At 69.5% G+C, this 16757-nt stretch carries 12 protein-coding genes and 1 pseudogene; 5 read left to right on the plus strand and 8 right to left on the minus strand.

What is annotated here, in order from left to right; all coding sequences use genetic code 11:
* The first annotated feature begins 286 nt into the window (after positions 1 to 286).
* Positions 287 to 1990 carry a thiamine pyrophosphate-binding protein gene (locus tag SB786_RS08565; RefSeq protein ID WP_410727098.1) on the plus strand — a complete coding sequence of 568 codons (1704 nt, stop codon included), beginning with the start codon at positions 287 to 289 and terminating at the stop codon, positions 1988 to 1990.
* On the plus strand, positions 1987 to 3081 hold the full coding sequence (locus SB786_RS08570; protein WP_410727099.1) for an ADP-heptose--LPS heptosyltransferase: 1095 nt from the start codon (positions 1987 to 1989) through the stop codon (positions 3079 to 3081). The genes SB786_RS08565 and SB786_RS08570 overlap by 4 nt, the downstream gene beginning before the upstream one ends.
* Before the next feature lie 57 nt (positions 3082 to 3138).
* Here SB786_RS08570 and SB786_RS08575 read toward each other — a convergent pair whose 3' ends face one another.
* From SB786_RS08575 to SB786_RS08585, 3 genes are all read right to left on the minus strand, one after another.
* Positions 3139 to 4173 (minus strand): helix-turn-helix domain-containing protein, encoded by a 1035-nt coding sequence (locus SB786_RS08575; RefSeq protein WP_410727100.1) that lies wholly within the window; start codon positions 4171 to 4173, stop codon positions 3139 to 3141.
* 185 nt (positions 4174 to 4358) lie between these two features.
* Positions 4359 to 4901: a pyridoxamine 5'-phosphate oxidase family protein gene (locus tag SB786_RS08580; RefSeq protein WP_410727101.1), complete on the minus strand. Its 543-nt coding sequence runs from the start codon at positions 4899 to 4901 to the stop codon at positions 4359 to 4361.
* 298 nt (positions 4902 to 5199) lie between these two features.
* The gene (locus SB786_RS08585; RefSeq protein WP_410727102.1) at positions 5200 to 6726 is read right to left on the minus strand and encodes an aldehyde dehydrogenase family protein; all 1527 of its coding nucleotides are present in this window, start codon (positions 6724 to 6726) and stop codon (positions 5200 to 5202) included.
* A gap of 317 nt (positions 6727 to 7043) precedes the next feature.
* Between SB786_RS08585 and SB786_RS08590 the strand changes: the two genes are divergently transcribed.
* Positions 7044 to 7472 carry a pyridoxamine 5'-phosphate oxidase family protein gene (locus SB786_RS08590; protein ID WP_410727103.1) on the plus strand — a complete coding sequence of 143 codons (429 nt, stop codon included), beginning with the start codon at positions 7044 to 7046 and terminating at the stop codon, positions 7470 to 7472.
* Between the two features lie 172 nt (positions 7473 to 7644).
* On the opposite strand, the gene SB786_RS08595 is transcribed toward SB786_RS08590, so the two are convergent.
* The gene (locus SB786_RS08595; RefSeq protein ID WP_410727104.1) at positions 7645 to 9252 is read right to left on the minus strand and encodes an MFS transporter; all 1608 of its coding nucleotides are present in this window, start codon (positions 9250 to 9252) and stop codon (positions 7645 to 7647) included.
* A 154-nt stretch (positions 9253 to 9406) separates the two neighbouring features.
* On the opposite strand from SB786_RS08595, the gene SB786_RS08600 reads away from it, so the two are divergent.
* Positions 9407 to 10291: a LysR family transcriptional regulator gene (locus tag SB786_RS08600; protein WP_034177060.1), complete on the plus strand. Its 885-nt coding sequence runs from the start codon at positions 9407 to 9409 to the stop codon at positions 10289 to 10291.
* A 48-nt stretch (positions 10292 to 10339) separates the two neighbouring features.
* Here the strand turns inward: SB786_RS08600 and eutC are convergent, their stop codons facing one another.
* The 4 genes from eutC to SB786_RS08620 form a co-directional block, all read right to left on the minus strand.
* Positions 10340 to 11131, minus strand: a complete 792-nt coding sequence (gene eutC, locus SB786_RS08605) for an ethanolamine ammonia-lyase subunit EutC (protein WP_410727105.1) — start codon at positions 11129 to 11131, stop codon at positions 10340 to 10342.
* Entirely contained in the window at positions 11128 to 12525 is a 1398-nt protein-coding gene (locus tag SB786_RS08610; protein WP_410727106.1) for an ethanolamine ammonia-lyase subunit EutB, read from the minus strand. The genes eutC and SB786_RS08610 overlap by 4 nt, the downstream gene beginning before the upstream one ends.
* 111 nt (positions 12526 to 12636) lie before the next feature.
* Positions 12637 to 14049, minus strand: coding sequence for an ethanolamine permease (eat, locus tag SB786_RS08615; RefSeq protein WP_410727107.1), 1413 nt, complete (start codon positions 14047 to 14049; stop codon positions 12637 to 12639).
* Between the two features lie 212 nt (positions 14050 to 14261).
* Positions 14262 to 15725: a mechanosensitive ion channel gene (locus SB786_RS08620; protein ID WP_410727108.1), complete on the minus strand. Its 1464-nt coding sequence runs from the start codon at positions 15723 to 15725 to the stop codon at positions 14262 to 14264.
* Positions 15726 to 16105: 380 nt separating this feature from the next.
* Between SB786_RS08620 and SB786_RS08625 the strand changes: the two are divergent.
* Positions 16106 to 16624: pseudogene (locus tag SB786_RS08625) on the plus strand (GyrI-like domain-containing protein); the annotation flags it as partial.
* Positions 16625 to 16757: the final 133 nt, after the last annotated feature.

Consider the following 16757-nt stretch of genomic DNA (forward strand, 5'->3'; position numbering starts at 1 on the left):
TACGTTTGTCCATGCGTTCGGTGAATTTTACTATTGAACGGCATCCCACTTTATTATTGATTGGGATATCTCCGTTTCCGAGTCGACACAGAAGCCCGACCCAACATCCCCTGCACTCACTTTTCACCACCGAGCGCGCAGGCACAAGCCGGCCGTCCGGCCAGCCGAAAGCCCGGCGTGCGTTCCGAAGTCCCCCCGCGATCCGACACTTTTCACCGGGCGGCGTACCGGCGCCCCGCCAACGGGCGTAAGCTGTACGTCCCGCTACCCACGGAGACGGCAGCCCATGTCGCATTCCAAGGATCTCGAGCAGAGCGCCACCACCGGTGCGCGACTGCTCGTCGATGCGTTGCTCGCCAATCACGTCGAACGCACGTTCTGCGTGCCGGGCGAGAGCTTCCTCGCCGTACTCGATGCGCTCGCGGATCACACCGCGCGCATCCAGACGGTCGTCTGCCGCCACGAGGCGGCCGCCGCGAACATGGCCGAGGCGGTCGGCAAGCTGACCGGCCGCCCCGGCATCGCGTTCGTCACGCGCGGGCCCGGCGCGACCCATGCGTCGATCGGCGTGCACACCGCGTTCCAGGATTCGACGCCGATGATCCTGTTCGTCGGCCAGTGCGCGCGCGAGCACCTCGACCGCGAAGCCTTCCAGGAAATCGACTACCGGCGGATGTTCGGCCAGATGGCGAAATGGGTCGCGCAGATCGACGACCCGCGCCGCATTCCCGAATACCTGAGCCATGCGTTCCACGTCGCGACCTCCGGTCGCCCGGGGCCCGTCGTGCTCGCGCTGCCGGAGGACGTGCTGTCCGAAGCCTGCGCGTCGCAGCCGGTCGTGCCGGCCGCGAAACGCGTCGCGGCGTCGCCGTCGACCACCCAGCTCGACGAGCTGCGCGAACGGCTCGCGCGGGCGGAACGGCCATTCGCGATCGTCGGCGGCAGCGGCTGGACGCCGGACGCATGCGCGAACCTGCGCACCTTCGTCGAGCGCTGGCAGTTGCCGGTCGCGTGCGCGTTCCGCTTCCAGGACACCTTCGACAACGCGCATCCGAACTACGCGGGCGACGTCGGCCTCGGGATCAATCCCGCGCTCGCCAAGCGGATTCGCGACGCCGACCTGCTGCTGGTGCTCGGCCCGCGCCTGGGCGAAGCGACGACGGGCGGCTATACGCTGCTCGACATCCCGAAGACGCGCCAGACGCTGATCCACGTGCATCAGGGCGCGGACGAGCTCGGCCGCGTGTATGCGGCCGACCTGCCGATCGTGTCGGGGATGCCGGAGATCGCGGCGCCGCTCGCCGCGCTCGAACCGCCGGCGCACCCGGCATGGGCCGGCACGGCCGCCGACGCGCACCGCGCGTACCGCGAATGGCATGCGCCGCTGCCGATGCCCGGCGATGTCCAGCTCGGCGACGTGATGGTGCAGTTGCGCGAGCGCCTGCCGCACGACGCGATCCTGACCAACGGCGCCGGCAACTACGCAATCTGGCTGCATCGCCACTTCGCGTACCGGCACTTCCGCTCGCAGCTCGCGCCGACCAGCGGCGCGATGGGTTACGGGCTGCCCGCCGCGCTCGCCGCCAAGTCGCTGTATCCGGAGCGGGCCGTCGTCGCGCTCGCTGGCGACGGCTGCTTCATGATGGCCGGCAACGAACTCGCGACCGCGATGCAGTACGGGCTGAACATCGTCGCAATCGTCGTCAACAACGGGCATTTCGGTACGATCCGTATGCATCAGGAGCGCAACTATCCGGGGCGCGTACACGGCACGGGGCTCACGAACCCCGACTTCGCCGCGTATGCGCGCGCGTTCGGCGCGCATGGCGAGATGGTCGAGCGCACCGCCGACTTCGCGCCGGCACTCGAGCGCGCGCTGACCTGCGGGCTGCCGGCGCTGATCGAGATCCGCATCCCGCAGGACGCCAGCACGCCGGCCGCGACGCTCGAGCAGATCCGCGAGCAGGGCCGCCGGGCGCGCGGCGCATGATCATGGGCATGCACGCCGCACCGGCCAGTCTCGCGTTGTCGCACGACGACGCGCTCGTCCTCCCCGGCACGCTGCTCGCGCCCGACGGTACGCTCGTCGCGCCGTACGACATCGAGCACGGCAGGGATCGCGCGGAAGGCTGCGTGCCGGCCGCGGCGGCGCTCGGTCTGCTGCATGCCGTTCATCGGCCGTTCCGGCGCGACTACGGCCGCACAACGGACGTGCACGTGATCAACGGGATGGGTGTCGCACTCGGCGACTCGGTGATCGGGCTGACCGCGCTCGCCGCGCTGCGCGCGATGCATCCCGGCGTGCGCTTCACGCTGTACCGGCCGGCCCGCGCACCGCGCTACGTCGAAGCGCTGTATGCGCTCGCGGCCGACGTCGTCGCACCGTCACGTGCGCTGCCGTACCCCGTCGACGGGCTGCCCGCGCACACGCCGTGCATCGATCTCGGCAATCACCTGTACTGGCCCGCGTTCGCGCGGCAGCCGATGATCGACTTCTTCCTCGACGCGCTCGGTGCGGATCCGGCCACGGTGCCGGCTGCCGCGAAGCGCAATCGCTGGCTCGCGCGGCTGCGGCTGCCCGCGCTGCCGGCCGAATGGCAGCGCCCGTACGTGCTGTTTTGCCCGACGGCGAGCACCGCGGTGCGCAGCGTGCCGCCCGCGCTGCGCGCGGCATTCGTGGAGCGAATCGCGCAGCGTTACGGGCTGCCGGTGGTCGGGTTCGGTCCCGTCGCGCATCCGGCCTACGTCGACGTGAGCCGCCACGCGCCCGACACCGCGAGTTTCATTGCCTGGGTCAAGGGTGCCAGCATGCTGTTCGCGCCCGACACGGCCGCGCTTCATGTCGCCGACGGCTTCGACGTGCCGACACTCGGTTGTTTCACGACGATCGGGCCGGCGCTGCGCGTGCGCGACTATCCGCACTGCGTGCCGGTCGAGCTCGACGTGCCGGCCGAATTGCGCGGGCTGCATCGCAGCGAGCGGCCGGAGGATCTGACGGCGGTCGAAGCCGCTTACCGCGCGATCGACTGGGATGCATTGCGGTGGCCGGCGCCGCGCCAAGCGGCCGCCGCAGCCGAATAGATAAACGGAACTCGCCCGAAAGATCGAACCTTCAGCGGCCTCCACGCGCCGCCACGCTCACCCGGCCGCGACCATCACGGCACGATCGCGCAGCGTCTCCGACGGCCGCTTGCCGAACAGCCGCCGGTAGTCGGTCGCAAACTGGCTCAGGTGCCAGAAGCCCCACGCCTCCGCGACGTCCTGCACCGAACCGGCCGCCCGCCCGCACAGATCGCGCCGCGCGCCGTTCAGCCGCAGCGTGCGCAGGTAGGTCGCGGGCGCCATGCCGAGCACGTCCTGGAAGCAGTACTGCAGCGTGCGTCGGCTCACGTGCAATTGCTCGCACAGCTCGGGCACGCCGACCGGGCGCGTGCGGTGCGCCAGCACGTACTCGCGCGCCTGCTCGACGATCCAGCGCCGGGTCGACGGCGCGCCGCCCGCGCGGTCGTCCGCCGGCTGCGCGCACGCGTCGAACAGCGCGCCCAGCACCTCGGCCTGCAGGTCGTCGCGCTGCGCGTCGGGCAGCGGGCCGCCGACGGCCGCCGCGCCGTCGAGCCGGCGGCCGAGCAGCGCGCACAGGCGCGCGAGCCGCGTGTCGCCAATCTGGATCACGTGCTGCGTGAACAGCCGCTCGTCGAGCGCGCGGTGCTCGACTTCCTCCGCGTAACGGCGCAACACGTCGCCGCGCACGACGACGCCGTAGATCGAGAACTGCGCGGGCGTCAGCAATTCGAATTCGACGTTGCCGGGCCGGAACGCGAGCGCGCCGGGGCCGATGCGGCATGCATCGACGCGCGCGGTGCCGTCGCTCGCCAGCGGGATGCCGAACCAGTATGCGTCGCCGCGCACCTCGCACGCCTGGCGCAGCAGGTGGCTGGTCGATTCGCGAAACAGCTTCATCGTATCGAGCGGCAGCTCGGTCAGCGTGCCGACGAAGCGGCCGGCCGCGAGCTGGTCGTAGGTCTGCCGCCAGCCGATCAGGTTGCGCGCCTGCTCGTCGGCGTCGTGCGCGACGCTCACCACGGCCTGGCCGGCCAGCGCGTCGTCACCCTGCGCGCTGCACCGCGTGTCCTCGGCCGTCGGTTCGGCCATGCACGCCACTCGTTGCTCCATCGTGTTCTCCTCACCTGCCCGGGACCGCGTCCATCACGCAAGTCCCGTGCCGAACCGCGCGGCCGGCGACAAGCCCGTCATTCCACGCTGTACGGCCGCCGCGCGCCATGCGGGCGCACCCGGAGGCGGCGTGCCGCGCACCGCGCGGGTGCGGCATGCATGCCGCCGGCGGCCCGGCCCCCGCGCTAGGTGCGCGGCTGCAACCGCACGACCCGTGTGCCGCAATTGCCGTACGCCTGGGCGACCGCCAGCTCGACGATCGGGCTGCCGGCCGGCCAGGGCGCCGCGTCCGCTTCCGGGAGATCGGCCCGCAGCGTCGCGCGGCCGTTGATCCGATAGCGGATGCCGCGCACGAAATCGATGAACAGCAGCCCGACGCCGCGGCCGTCGCATTCGAGCGCATCGATCCGGTCGCCGTCGCCGGGCGTCGACAGCGCGAAACGCAGCGTCTTCGTGTCGATCACGCGCACGACCGGCCATAGATCGCCGTTCGCGTCGCGCATGCCCTGCACGATGTCGCAGGTCACGCGCGCCGGTTCGCCGCGCGTCGTGCCGACGAACATGAACGGCTGCGACTCGACGAACTGGCGCACGCCGATGCTCAGCCGCGTCGTCACGACGTCGCTCATCCGCTCGGCTTCGTCGGCGACGCCGAACCGATGATGCGCGTCGAGCTCGCCCGCGTGGAACACCGGGTGGCGTGGATAGGATCGGGGTGGTTCTGCCATGCTGGTTTTCCGTCGGGCCCACCGGTGCGCGATGCGGCCGCCGCCACCGCGCGACTGCCGGGGTCGGCGGCGCCACGTGTCCAATGTCTTGAGGCGAAAGTGGCGAAATGCCGGGCGCACCGCCGTCAGCGCACTGCATCGCCGCCGGTGCCGCTCGACGGCCGCAGATGCGTCACCCGAGCCCGGCCGTCGAACCCTGCCCGGAATCGAGAATCGGGAATCGGACACCGGCAACCGTACCGGGCAGCGTTCCCCCGCCGCCCGGCCGGCCCCGGCACCTCGCCACCTGCTCAGGCGATCAGAAGAACCCGAGCGCCTCGGCCTGGTAGCTGACCAGCAGGCATTTCGTCTGCTGATAGTTCGACAGCGCCATCTTGTGCGTCTCGCGACCGATGCCCGACTGCTTGTAGCCGCCGAACGCCGCGTGCGCCGGGTACAGGTGATAGCAGTTGGTCCACACGCGGCCGGCCTCGATCTCGCGGCCCATCCGGTACGCACGCGTGCCGTTGCGCGTCCACACGCCCGCGCCGAGCCCGTAGAACGTGTCGTTCGCGAGTTCGATCGCTTCCTGCTCGTCCTTGAACGTCATCACCGACGCGACCGGCCCGAAGATCTCTTCCTGGAACACGCGCATCTTGTTGTTGCCGAACAGCATCGTCGGCTTCACGTAGTAGCCCGTGCCGAGATCGGCGCCCGGCGCCGTGCGCTCGCCGCCCGTCAGGCATTGCGCGCCTTCGTCGCGGCCGATGTCGATGTACGACAGGATCTTGTCGAGCTGCTGCTGCGACGCCTGCGCGCCGATCATCGTCTGCAGGTCGAGCGGGTGGCCGGCCTTGATGCGCTCGACGCGCGCGACGGCCTTCTCGATGAAGCGTTCGTAGATCGACTCCTGGATCAGGATCCGCGACGGGCACGTGCACACCTCGCCCTGGTTCAGCGCGAACATCGCGAGGCCTTCGAGCGTCTTGTCGAGGAACGCGTCGTCCTGGTCGAGCACGTCCGCGAAGAAGATGTTCGGGCTCTTGCCGCCCAGTTCCACCGTCGACGGGATCAGGTTGTCGGCCGCCGCGCGCAGGATGTGCTTGCCGACCGGCGTCGAGCCCGTGAACGCGATCTTCGCGATCCGCTTGCTGGTCGCGAGCGCTTCGCCCGCTTCCTTGCCGAAGCCGCTCACGATGTTGATCGTACCGGCCGGGAACAGGTCGCCGATCAGCTCCATCAGCACCATCACCGACGCGGGCGTCTGCTCGGCCGGCTTCATCACCACGCAGCAGCCGGCCGCGAGCGCCGGCGCGAGCTTCCATGCGGCCATCAGCAGCGGGAAGTTCCACGGGATGATCTGGCCGACGACGCCGAGCGGCTCGTGGAAGTGATACGCGACGGTGTTGTCGTCGATCTCGGAAATGCCGCCTTCCTGCGCGCGGATGCAGCCCGCGAAATAGCGGAAGTGATCGATCGCGAGCGGCAGGTCGGCCGCCATCGTCTCGCGCAGCGGCTTGCCGTTGTCGATCGTCTCGGCCACCGCGAGCAGCTTCAGGTTCTTTTCCATCCGGTCGGCGGCGGCCAACAGCAGGTTCGCGCGCTCGGCGACCGACGTCTTGCCCCACTTGCGGCGCGCGGCGTGCGCGGCGTCGAGTGCGATCTCGATGTCGTCGGCGCTCGAGCGCGGCACGCGGCAGAACGGCTTGCCGTTGATCGGCGACACGTTCTCGAAATACTCGCCCTTCACCGGCGGAACCCACTTGCCGCCGATGTAGTTGTCGTACTGCTGACGGTACGGATATTCGACGTCGAGGCCCAGTTGCTTCAGGTCAAACGGGTTCATACATGTCTCCTGTTCATCGTGCTTGTGTGAATGCAGCGCCGGTTGGATCGCGCTGCACGGTTTACGCAACATGCGTGCCACACGGGCCGAAAACGGAACACGAGCGGCGCGTCCGGCCGCCCGCCGGGCGCGGTGCCGGCGCACGGGAAACGAGTGTGCCGATTCTGAACACCGCGACGGCACAGCGGCGCGGCGGGTGTTCGGATTTTTCACAGCGCAGCGGTGCTCGCGTCGCCGCGCGCTACGCGCGCCGCGTGGCATGTCGCTTGCGTGCGCAACGCGGATCCGCACGCCGCGGCCACGCGCCGACCGACACCATGAACGAACCGGGCCCCCTCAGCGACGATGCCGTCGCGTTCATCCGCGAACAGGCGTTCCTGATCGTGGCAACCGCGAACGCGGAGGGCGACAGCGACTGCTCGTATCGCGGCCGGCAACCGCGCGCGAACGGTTCGTTCGCCCCGCTCGTCGACCTGCCCGATCGGCATACGCTCGTGCTGCCCGACTTCGCGGGGAATAACCTGTTCAACACGATCGGCAACCTGCTCGTGAATCCGGCGATTGCGCTGCTGTTCGTCGATTTCGTCGGGCAGACGACGTGGGTCGTGCAAGGACGCGCGACGATCGACGAGGACGCGGGAAGCCACGCGCACCTGTGGCCGGATGCGCTGCGTTATGTGGTCGTCGAAGTCGAAAGCGCGCACGCGCGGGGCGAAGCGGGGCTGCCGCCGCTCGTGCTGGCGTGATGTTGCGCCATGTCGCCGTTGAAACGGCGGGGGCATGCCCGCACCGACGCGGCGGCGCCCACCGCGCGTGCCGACATGACGCGGGAGCCGGCTCCTCCTGCAGCGGGGTGACGCGCACGAAATACCCGACCGCTCCTGCGGAAGCGCCAGCCCCCGTCGACGCCCCCACCGTTCACCGCCCGTTTGCCTCCGCACAAGCCGGCTCGGTCCGGCGCCGCGCCGGTGCGTCGGCACGCGCATGGTCGCTTTCATCGCCGCGCCCCTCCGCAACCGCCGGCCGCGCGCCCAGAAACGCGAACACCACGCCCGCGCACAGCACCGTGACGACCGCGAGCCCGATCAGCAGCCGATCGAACGCGTGCGTATAGCTCGCGAGCAGCGCCGCACGATCGACGCCCGGCAACACGGCCGCCGCGCCGGCGAGATCGCCGGTCGCGAGCCGCGCGGCGGCCCGCAGCGTCGCGCCGGACGTGCCCGGCGCCATCCGCCGCAAATCGCCATGCGCGAACGTCGCGAGCACCGCGCCGACGATCGCGAGCGCGATCCCCTCGCCCGCCACGCGCGTCGTGCTGAAGATCCCGGTCGCCATCCCTGCGCGCTCCTTCGGCACGACGCTGACCGACAGCCCGTCCATCAGCCCCCACGGCATGCCGGCCCCGACGCCGATCGCGAGCATCGGCGCGATCGCCGCCGGCCCCGCGCCGCCGCGCAGCGCGACGTCCAGCCACACGAGGCCCACCGCCGCGAGCAACAGCCCGAGCCCCGAGATCACGCCGGCCGACAGCCGGCGCGTGAGCGTCGCCGCGACGAACGGCACGACCAGCATCGGCGCGGAAATCGCGAGCATCAGCCAGCCCGTGTCGATCTCGCTGAAACCGTCGATGCCGATGAAGCGCAGCGGCAGCACGACGAGCAGCACGATGTAGCAGCAGCAGGTCGATACCGGCAGCACCTGCACGCCGACGAAGCGCGGAATCCGGAACAGCGACAGGTCGAGCATCGGCCGCGCGACGCGCGTCTCGATCGCGACGAACGCGCATGCGCCGAGCGCCGCGCCCGCCAGCAGCGCGACGACGAGCGGATGCGTCCAGCCGCGCGCGGGCGCCTCGATCACGCCGAACGTGAACAGCGTGAGCGCGGCGGTGAACGCGGTCGTGCCGGGCCAGTCGAGCCCCGTCGCGTGCGGATCGCGCGATTCGTGCATGCGCGGCAGCCCGAACGCGAGCGACAGCGCGCCGGCCGCCGCTCCCGTGACGAAGATCGCGCGCCAGCCGTAGTGCGCGATCAGGCCGCCGGCGAGCACGGGCCCGAAGGCGAGCCCGATCCCGAACGTCGTGCCGAGCAGGCTGAACGCACGCGTGCGCGCCGCGCCGTCGAACTCCTGCGCGAGCGCGGCCGTGCCGCCCGCAAGCGCCGCGGCCGCCGCGAGCCCCTGCGCGGCGCGCAGCAGGTCGAGCACGAGCATCGACGGCGCGAACGCGAGCGCGACCGACATCAGCGTGAAGCCGCCGACGCCGATCGCGAACACGCGCTTGCGGCCGAACTGGTCGGCCAGCGCGCCCGCCGCCATCAGGAAACTGCCGAACGCGAGCATGAACGCGTTGGTGATCCAGTTCATCGCGACCGGCCCGCCGTGCAGGTCGCGGCCGATCGCGGGCGTCGCGACCGCGCCGCCCGAAAACGACAACGGCAGCGCGACGGCGGCCATGCAGACGGCGGCCAGCACCCACGCGCGCCGGCGTGCCGAGCTGGCCGAATCGGGTGAAAACGGGTGATCCATCATCGCTCCTCGAAAAGCGGGCGCGGATGCGCCGCCAGAGCGATCAAAGATAAATCCGATTCAATCGGCGAAAAACCGTGCAAGACTCCGGATATAACGGACTAATATTCCGCAATCGGTCTCTTCTCCGCTTCTTGCCGGCCCGCTTATGTCGATGGAAAACCTGAACGGCATCGCCGCGTTCGTCCGCACCGCCGAGGCGCTCAGCTTCGTCGCGGCCGGCCGCGCGCTCGGCATTTCCGCGTCCGCCGTCGGCAAGACGATCGCGCGGCTCGAGCAGTCGCTCGGCGTGCGCCTGTTCAACCGCACGACGCGCCGCGTCACGCTGACCGACGAAGGGCGCCATTTCTACGAACGCTGCCAGCGGATCCTCGAGGATTTTCGCGATGCGGAAGCGACGGTGACGGCATCCGCGCAGCGCCCGCGCGGCAAGCTGCGCGTGAGCCTGCCGGTGATCGGCTACCGGTTCCTGCTGCCGGTGCTGCCCGAATTCAGGCAGCGCTATCCGGACGTCGAGCTCGACCTGGATTTCAACGATCGGATGGTGGACGTCGTCGAAGGCGGCTTCGACGCGGTGATCCGCAGCGGTCCGCTATCGGATTCGAGCCTGATGTCGCGGCGGCTCGGCCCGTTCGCGTTCGTGCTGTGCGCGACGCCCGCGTATCTCGCGCAGGCCGGCACGCCGCGCGCGCCGCACGATCTCGAAGCGCACGATTGCGTGCGCTATTGCTTCCCGACCACCGGCAAGCTGCAGGACTGGGCGCTCGCCGCCCGCGACGGCACGCCGCTGAAGCTGCGCACCGCGATGACCTGCAACAACATGGAAGCACTGCGCGGCGCGGTCATGGCGGGGCTCGGCATCGGCTACATGCCCGACTTCCTCGCGCGCGACGCGCTGGACACCGGCGCGCTCGTCACCGTGCTCGACGACTACCGGATCGCGCCCGGGCAGTTCTCGATCGTGTGGCCGTCGAGCCGGCAGTTGTCGCCGAAGCTGCGCGTGTTCGTCGACTTCCTGTGCGAGCGGCTGTTCAAGTAGTCAAGTAGACGGCCGGCTCGCAACGCGCAGCCGCCTCGTCATTCCGCGTCATTCCGCGCCGATCCGCTCCGCGTCCGCCTGCGGCAGCAGCGCATCGCTGTCGTCCTTCAGCCCGACACCCGTGAGCCCGAGCCGGCGCGCCTGCGTCATCAGGTAATGCAGCTTGTGCGCGGCGGCGGCATGCGGGAGCCCCTCGGGCCGCACGTTCGAGATGCAGTTGCGCAGCGCGTCGTGGCAGCCGACCTTCGGCGCCCACGTCAGGTACACGCCGAGACTGTCGGGCGAGCTGAGCCCCGGCCGTTCGCCGATCAGCATCGCGACGACCTTCGCGCGCAGCAGCTCGCCGATCTCGTCGCCGAGCGCGACGCGCGCCTGCGTCGCGACCACCACCGGGCCGATCCGCCAGCCGTCCGCGTCGAGCCGCGGCCGCACGGCCTGCAGCAGCGGCAGCGCCTGCTTCGCGGCCGCGAACGCCGACAGCCCGTCGCCGACCACGAACACCACATCGGGCGCGTCGTCGAGCGCCGCGCCGTAGCCGGCCAGCAGCCCGCGGCTGTCGTCCGACAGCTTGCGGCCGAGGTCGGGCCGGCGCAGATAGTGGTCGCGGTCGGGCGCGGCGCTCTGCACGCCGAGCGTCGGCAGCCCGCATGCGTCGATCTCGCGCCGCAGCGCGTCCGCGTCGAGCGGCTGGTGCACGGCGTCGCGCGCCTGCGCGTGAGACAGGTTGAACGCGAGCAGCGGCGCGGTCGGCAGGCTGTTGCCGGCGCGGCCGAGCGCGATCCGCGCGTTCGTGAACGACCTCAGCTGCGCCCACGGGTTCTTTTCGACGGCGTCGCTCATGCGGAAATCCCCATCCAGTCGTTCGCGCCCGCGAGCAGCGGCACGCGCGGGCTCGCCACGCGCAGCGCGCCGTGCGCGTCGGCGATCTCCATCGTCTCCAGCCACTCCTCGAACTCGGGCGCGCGGCGCAGGCCGAGCACCTCGCGCACGTACAGCTGGTCGTGAAACGACGTGCTCTGGTAGTTCAGCATCACGTCGTCCGCGCCCGGAATCCCCATGATGAAGTTGATGCCGGCCGCACCCAGCAGCGTCAGCAGCGTGTCCATGTCGTCCTGGTCGGCTTCCGCGTGGTTCGTGTAGCAGATGTCGCAGCCCATCGGCACGCCGAGCAGCTTGCCGCAGAAGTGATCCTCGAGCCCCGCGCGGATGATCTGCTTGCCGTCGTACAGGTATTCGGGCCCGATGAAGCCGACGACCGTGTTCACGAGGAACGGGTCGAACTTGCGCGCGACCGCGTACGCCCGCACCTCGCAGGTCTGCTGGTCGACGCCGAAATGCGCGTTCGCCGACAGCGCGCTGCCCTGGCCCGTCTCGAAATACATCAGGTTGTTGCCGACGGTGCCGCGCCCGAGCGACAACGCGGCCTCGCGCGCCTCGCCGAGCAGCGCGAGCGAGATCCCGAAGCTCGCGTTCGCCTTCTCGGTGCCCGCGATCGACTGGAACACCAGGTCGACCGGCGCGCCCTTCTCGATCGCGGCGATCGTATTCGTCACGTGAGTGAGCACACACGACTGCGTCGGCACGCCGTAGCGTTCGCGGAACCCGTCGATCATCGCGAGCAGCTTCATGATCGCCGCGAGGCTGTCGGTGGCCGGGTTGATGCCGATCATCGCGTCGCCGCAGCCGTACATCAGCCCGTCGAGCATCGACGCGGCGATGCCCTTCACGTCGTCGGTCGGATGGTTCGGCTGCAACCGCACCGACATCCGGCCCGCCAGCCCAACCGTGTTGCGAAAGCGCGTGACGACGCGGCGCTTCCGCGCGGCCGCGATCAGGTCCTGGTTGCGCATCAGCTTCGACACGGCCGCGACCATCTCGGGCGTGAGGCCCGGCGCGATCCGCTCGAGCGCGGCGCCGTCGGCCGCGGGCGACAACAGCCAGTTGCGGAAATCCCCCACCGTCAGGTGCGAGATTTCCGCGAACGCGGCCGCGTCGTGATCGTCGAGGATCAGGCGCGTGACCTCGTCGTGTTCGTACGGAATCAGCGCCTCGTTCAGGAATGCCTTCAGCGGCACGCCCGCAAGCGCGATCTTCGCGGCTACGCGCTCCTCCTCGCTCGCCGCCGCGACGCCGGCGAGCTGGTCGCCGGAGCGCAACGGGCTCGCCTTCGCGAGCAGCGTCTTCAGGTCCGCGAAGCGGTACGTGCGCGGGCCGATCGTCTCCGTGTAGGCCATCGTTCGAATCTCCTTGCCAGTCCTTGCCCATCCGTGCCGGACGCCGACGGCGCGCCCGTTCGACGGGGCGCACCGGATGCCGTCAGGCGCGGCCGTGCGGGTTCGCCATGCTCACTCCTCGAGCGCCACGTCGCCCGGCGCGCTCGCACGCTGCGAACGGGTCGCGAGGAAGTACGCGTAGCCGAGCGCGAGGAACGCGATGAACACCATCGCCACCAGCCCGTTGAAGTACACCATCGTCCCGAGGCAGACCAGGGCCGCCACGATCGCGAATGCCGGGAAGAACGGGTACAGCGGCGCGCGGAACGGCCGCGCCATGTCCGGCTGCGAGCGGCGCAGCTTGAACAGCGCCGCCATGCTTACGATATACATCACGATCGCACCGAACACCGACATCGTCACGATGTTCGCGGTGAGCGTCTGGCCGCCGAACTGGATCAGCTCGTCGCTGTAGATCGCGGCGATCCCGACCACGCCGCCCGCGAGAATCGCGCGATAGGGCGTGCGGAAGCGCGGATGCACCTTCGCGAGCCATTCGGGCAGGTAGCCCTCGCGCGCCAGCGCGAAGATCTGGCGCGAATAGCCGAGGATGATCCCGTGGAACGACGCGACCAGCCCGAACAGCCCGAGCCACACGAGCATGTGCATCCAGCCGCTGTTCGCGCCGACGATGTATTTCATCGCCTGCGGCAGCGGGTCGTTGATGTTCGCGAGCTTGGTCCAGTCGCCCGCGCCGCCAGCGAACACCATCACGCCGATCGCGAGCGCGACGAGGGTCAGGATGCCGGCCACGTACGCGATCGGGATCGAGCGTTTCGGGTTCTTCGCCTCCTCGGCGGCCATCGCGACGCCTTCGATCGCGAGGAAGAACCAGATCGCGAACGGGATCGCCGCGAACATCCCGTGGAAGGCGCCGACGCTGAAATGATCGGCGCCCGACCAGCCGCCCTTCATGAAGTTGCTCCACGCGAAGCCCGGCGACACGACACCCATGAACACCAGCAGCTCGAAGATCGCGAACAGCGTGACGACCAGCTCGAACGTCGCGGCGATCTGCACGCCGACGATGTTCAGCGCCATGAATATGAGATACGCACCCATCGCCGCGTGTTTCGGTTCGAGCCCCGGAAACTGCACATGCAGATACGCACCGATCGCCAGCGCGATCGCGGGCGGCGCGAACACGAACTCGACGAGCGTCGCCGCGCCGGCGAGATAGCCGCCCGTCGGGCCGAATGCGCGGCGCGCATACGCGAACGGGCCGCCCGCGTGCGGGATCGACGTCGTCAGTTCGGTGAAGCTGAAGATGAAGGTGGTGTACATCGCCGCGACGAACACCGCGGTGATCACGAAACCCAGCGTGCCGGCGCTCGCCCAGCCGTAGCTCCAGCCGAAGTATTCGCCGGAAATCACGAGGCCGACCGCGATGCCCCACAGTTGCCAGGTCCCGAGCGTCTGCTGCAGCGCGGGCTGGCCTGACAACTTGGCGCCGGCGGCGGGCCGGCCATTCGACTCTGCTTTCATCGGATTCTCCTGAAAGGCGCCGGCCTGCCTGCCCGCGCGACTGAGAATCGATGCTAGAGAGTCATTAAAGGACGTGTTATCGAAATTCGGCAAAGATGACGGCTGGCGTTTCGCCGGCGGCAACGGCGGCCGCGGGCCGCGCTCGTCGTGCGCGCCTTCATGCTCGCGCCATCCGGCCGCACGCAGCGGCCGGATGGGCGGCACGACGCCGCTTACTGGCCGCCGCCGCGCTGGTTGAACCAGCGGTCGAGCAGCTTGCCGGCCGCTTCCCGGCCGCCGAGGCCGAACGACAGCGCGACCGCCACCGCGATCGCGCCGAGCACGAGGCCGAATGCGAGCTGCACGATCTCGTTGGCGATGCCCATCGCGCGCAGCCCCATCGCGAACACGAGGCCGAGGATCGCGAATTGCGCGATCCGCGCGAACAGCACGCTGTGTTCGCGGTCGGCCTGCTCGATCACGCGGCGCGCGAGGCTCGCGAGCCACACGCCGATCACGAGGATCACGCCGCCCATCAGCACGTGGCCGCCGAATTCGATGAACAGCGTGACGACGTCGCGCACCTGCGTGAAGCCGAGCCGGTTCGCGGCCTCGACCGCCGCGAACAGCATCGCGAAGAACACGATCAGCCGCGCGACCAGCACCGACGGCTGCAGGATCCCCGAGAACACGCGCTCGACGCCGAGCATGGCCGGCAGCCCGTCGACGCCGGCGGCTTCCAGCAGCCGCTGCGCGAGCGACGCGACGAAGCGCGCGAAATAGTACGTGACCAGCACGATCACGATCGCCGCGACGATGTCCGGCACCGCGCCGAGAAACTGGTTCAGCATGTTGGTGGCGGGAATCGAGATCGCGTCGATCTTCAGCGCGTCGAGCGCGGAGATCAGCGTCGGCACGAACACGAACACGTAGACGATCGTGCCGATCAGGCTCGACACGCGCACCGGCGTCGGGCTGTCGAGACTCGCGGTGAGGCGGTCGGCGCCGGCGGCGACCAGCAGGTTCGTCACGAGGCCGCGCAGCACGCGCGCGACGATCCAGCCGACGACGCCGATCACCGCGGCCGCGAACAGGTTCGGCACGATCGCGAGCAGCTTGTCGACCATCCCCTGCACCGGCGACAGCAGGCCGGACAACGCGAACGACCCGAGGATCGCCGGCAGGAACATCAGGATCACGAGCCAGAACAGCACGTCGCCGAGATAGCCGCTCATCGGCTGCATGCCGGCGCTTTCGGACAGCTTGTCGTCGACCTTGCTGGCTCTCAGCGCACGGTTCGCGAGGCTGCGCAGCAGCGATGCGATCAACCACGCGATCAGCGTCAGCGCCGCGCCGCCGATCAGGTTCGGCAGGTAATTGACGATGTGCGTGACCAGCAGCGAGAACGGATTGGACACCGCATACAGGTTGAGCACATTGAAGATGCCCACCGCGGTGACGAGCAGCACGAGCCAGAACAGCCCGCCGGCGATGATCCGCTCGACGCGTGCGCCCTGCCCGGTGCTTTCGGTGATCCGCTGATCGACCTTCAGCGCGTTGAGCAGCCGGAGCGCGCCGGCCCGCACCACCACGGCGATCAGCCAGCCGATCACCAGGATGCCGATCGCTCCGGCGATCTTGGGCAGGTATCCGCCTAGCGTGGCCTGCAGCGACGTGATGAAGCTGGAAGCATCCATTTCTTATTCTCCCGAAAAACGTGGCGTTGCGATTGAACATCGACGAACTACCCGCGTACTTCGACAACCGTGCGTTGGCGCCCGACCAACTTACCCGAGAAAAATGACGCGTTCACCCGATTTCACCGTCTTTAACTTTAGACAAGATCGACGGGGACGAGACCCAATTTCTTCGAAATAAAAAGGGGCGGATTTGGCAGGCCTACGCATCGCCGCGAGATGTGCCGCTCGGCGGCGTGCTACCGTGATGTCGATTCGTGCCGGGGACGCACGCATGACCGTCGATACGAAAGCCGGAACGCACGCGTGCATCCGCCATGCGGCTCGCAACGCGTCGCGCGCTCTGCGGCGGGACGATCGTGCTGACGGTGCGGCGGTTCCACCGGCCGATTTATCCGTTACAGCGAGGAGAGGGAGACATGTTCAGGCATGAAGTCGAGATCCGGCGGCTGCCGGAACTGCGCGGTTATGCGGTGGCGCATACGGGCGCGTACCTGAAGATCGGCGATGCGTTCGGGCAGATCGGCGCGTGGGTCGCGCAGCACGGGCTGCTCGGCCCCGGCGCGAAGATGATCGGCATCTTCTACGACGATCCCGATACCACGCCGCAGGCGCAGTTGCGCGCGAAAGCGTGCTTCGTGCCGGCCGACGGCGCGCCGGACGTCGAGCCGGCGGCGCCCGTCGAGCGCGTGACGGTCGCCGGTGGCGAGTACGCGGTGCTGCTGCATACGGGACCCTATGCGGACCTGAAGATGGCCTACCAATGGCTATATGGCGACTGGCTGCGTCAGTCGGGCCGCGAAGCCGCCGACGCACCACCGTTCGAGCTGTATCTGAATACGCCGATGGATGCGGCGCCGGCCGACCTGCGCACCGAGATTCATTTGCCGCTGCGGTGATCGGCGGGCCGGGGCTCGGGGATTCGCGCGTTTGGGCGTTTGGGCGTTTGGGCGTTTGGGCGTTTGGGCGTTTGGGCGTTCGCGGCGTGCCGGCGTGCCGGCGTGCGGGCGTGCGGGCGTGCGGGCGTTCGAG

Source organism: Burkholderia sp. SIMBA_062 (assembly GCF_046534765.1).
In the GTDB taxonomy this organism is placed as follows: Bacteria; Pseudomonadota; Gammaproteobacteria; order Burkholderiales; family Burkholderiaceae; genus Burkholderia; species Burkholderia ambifaria.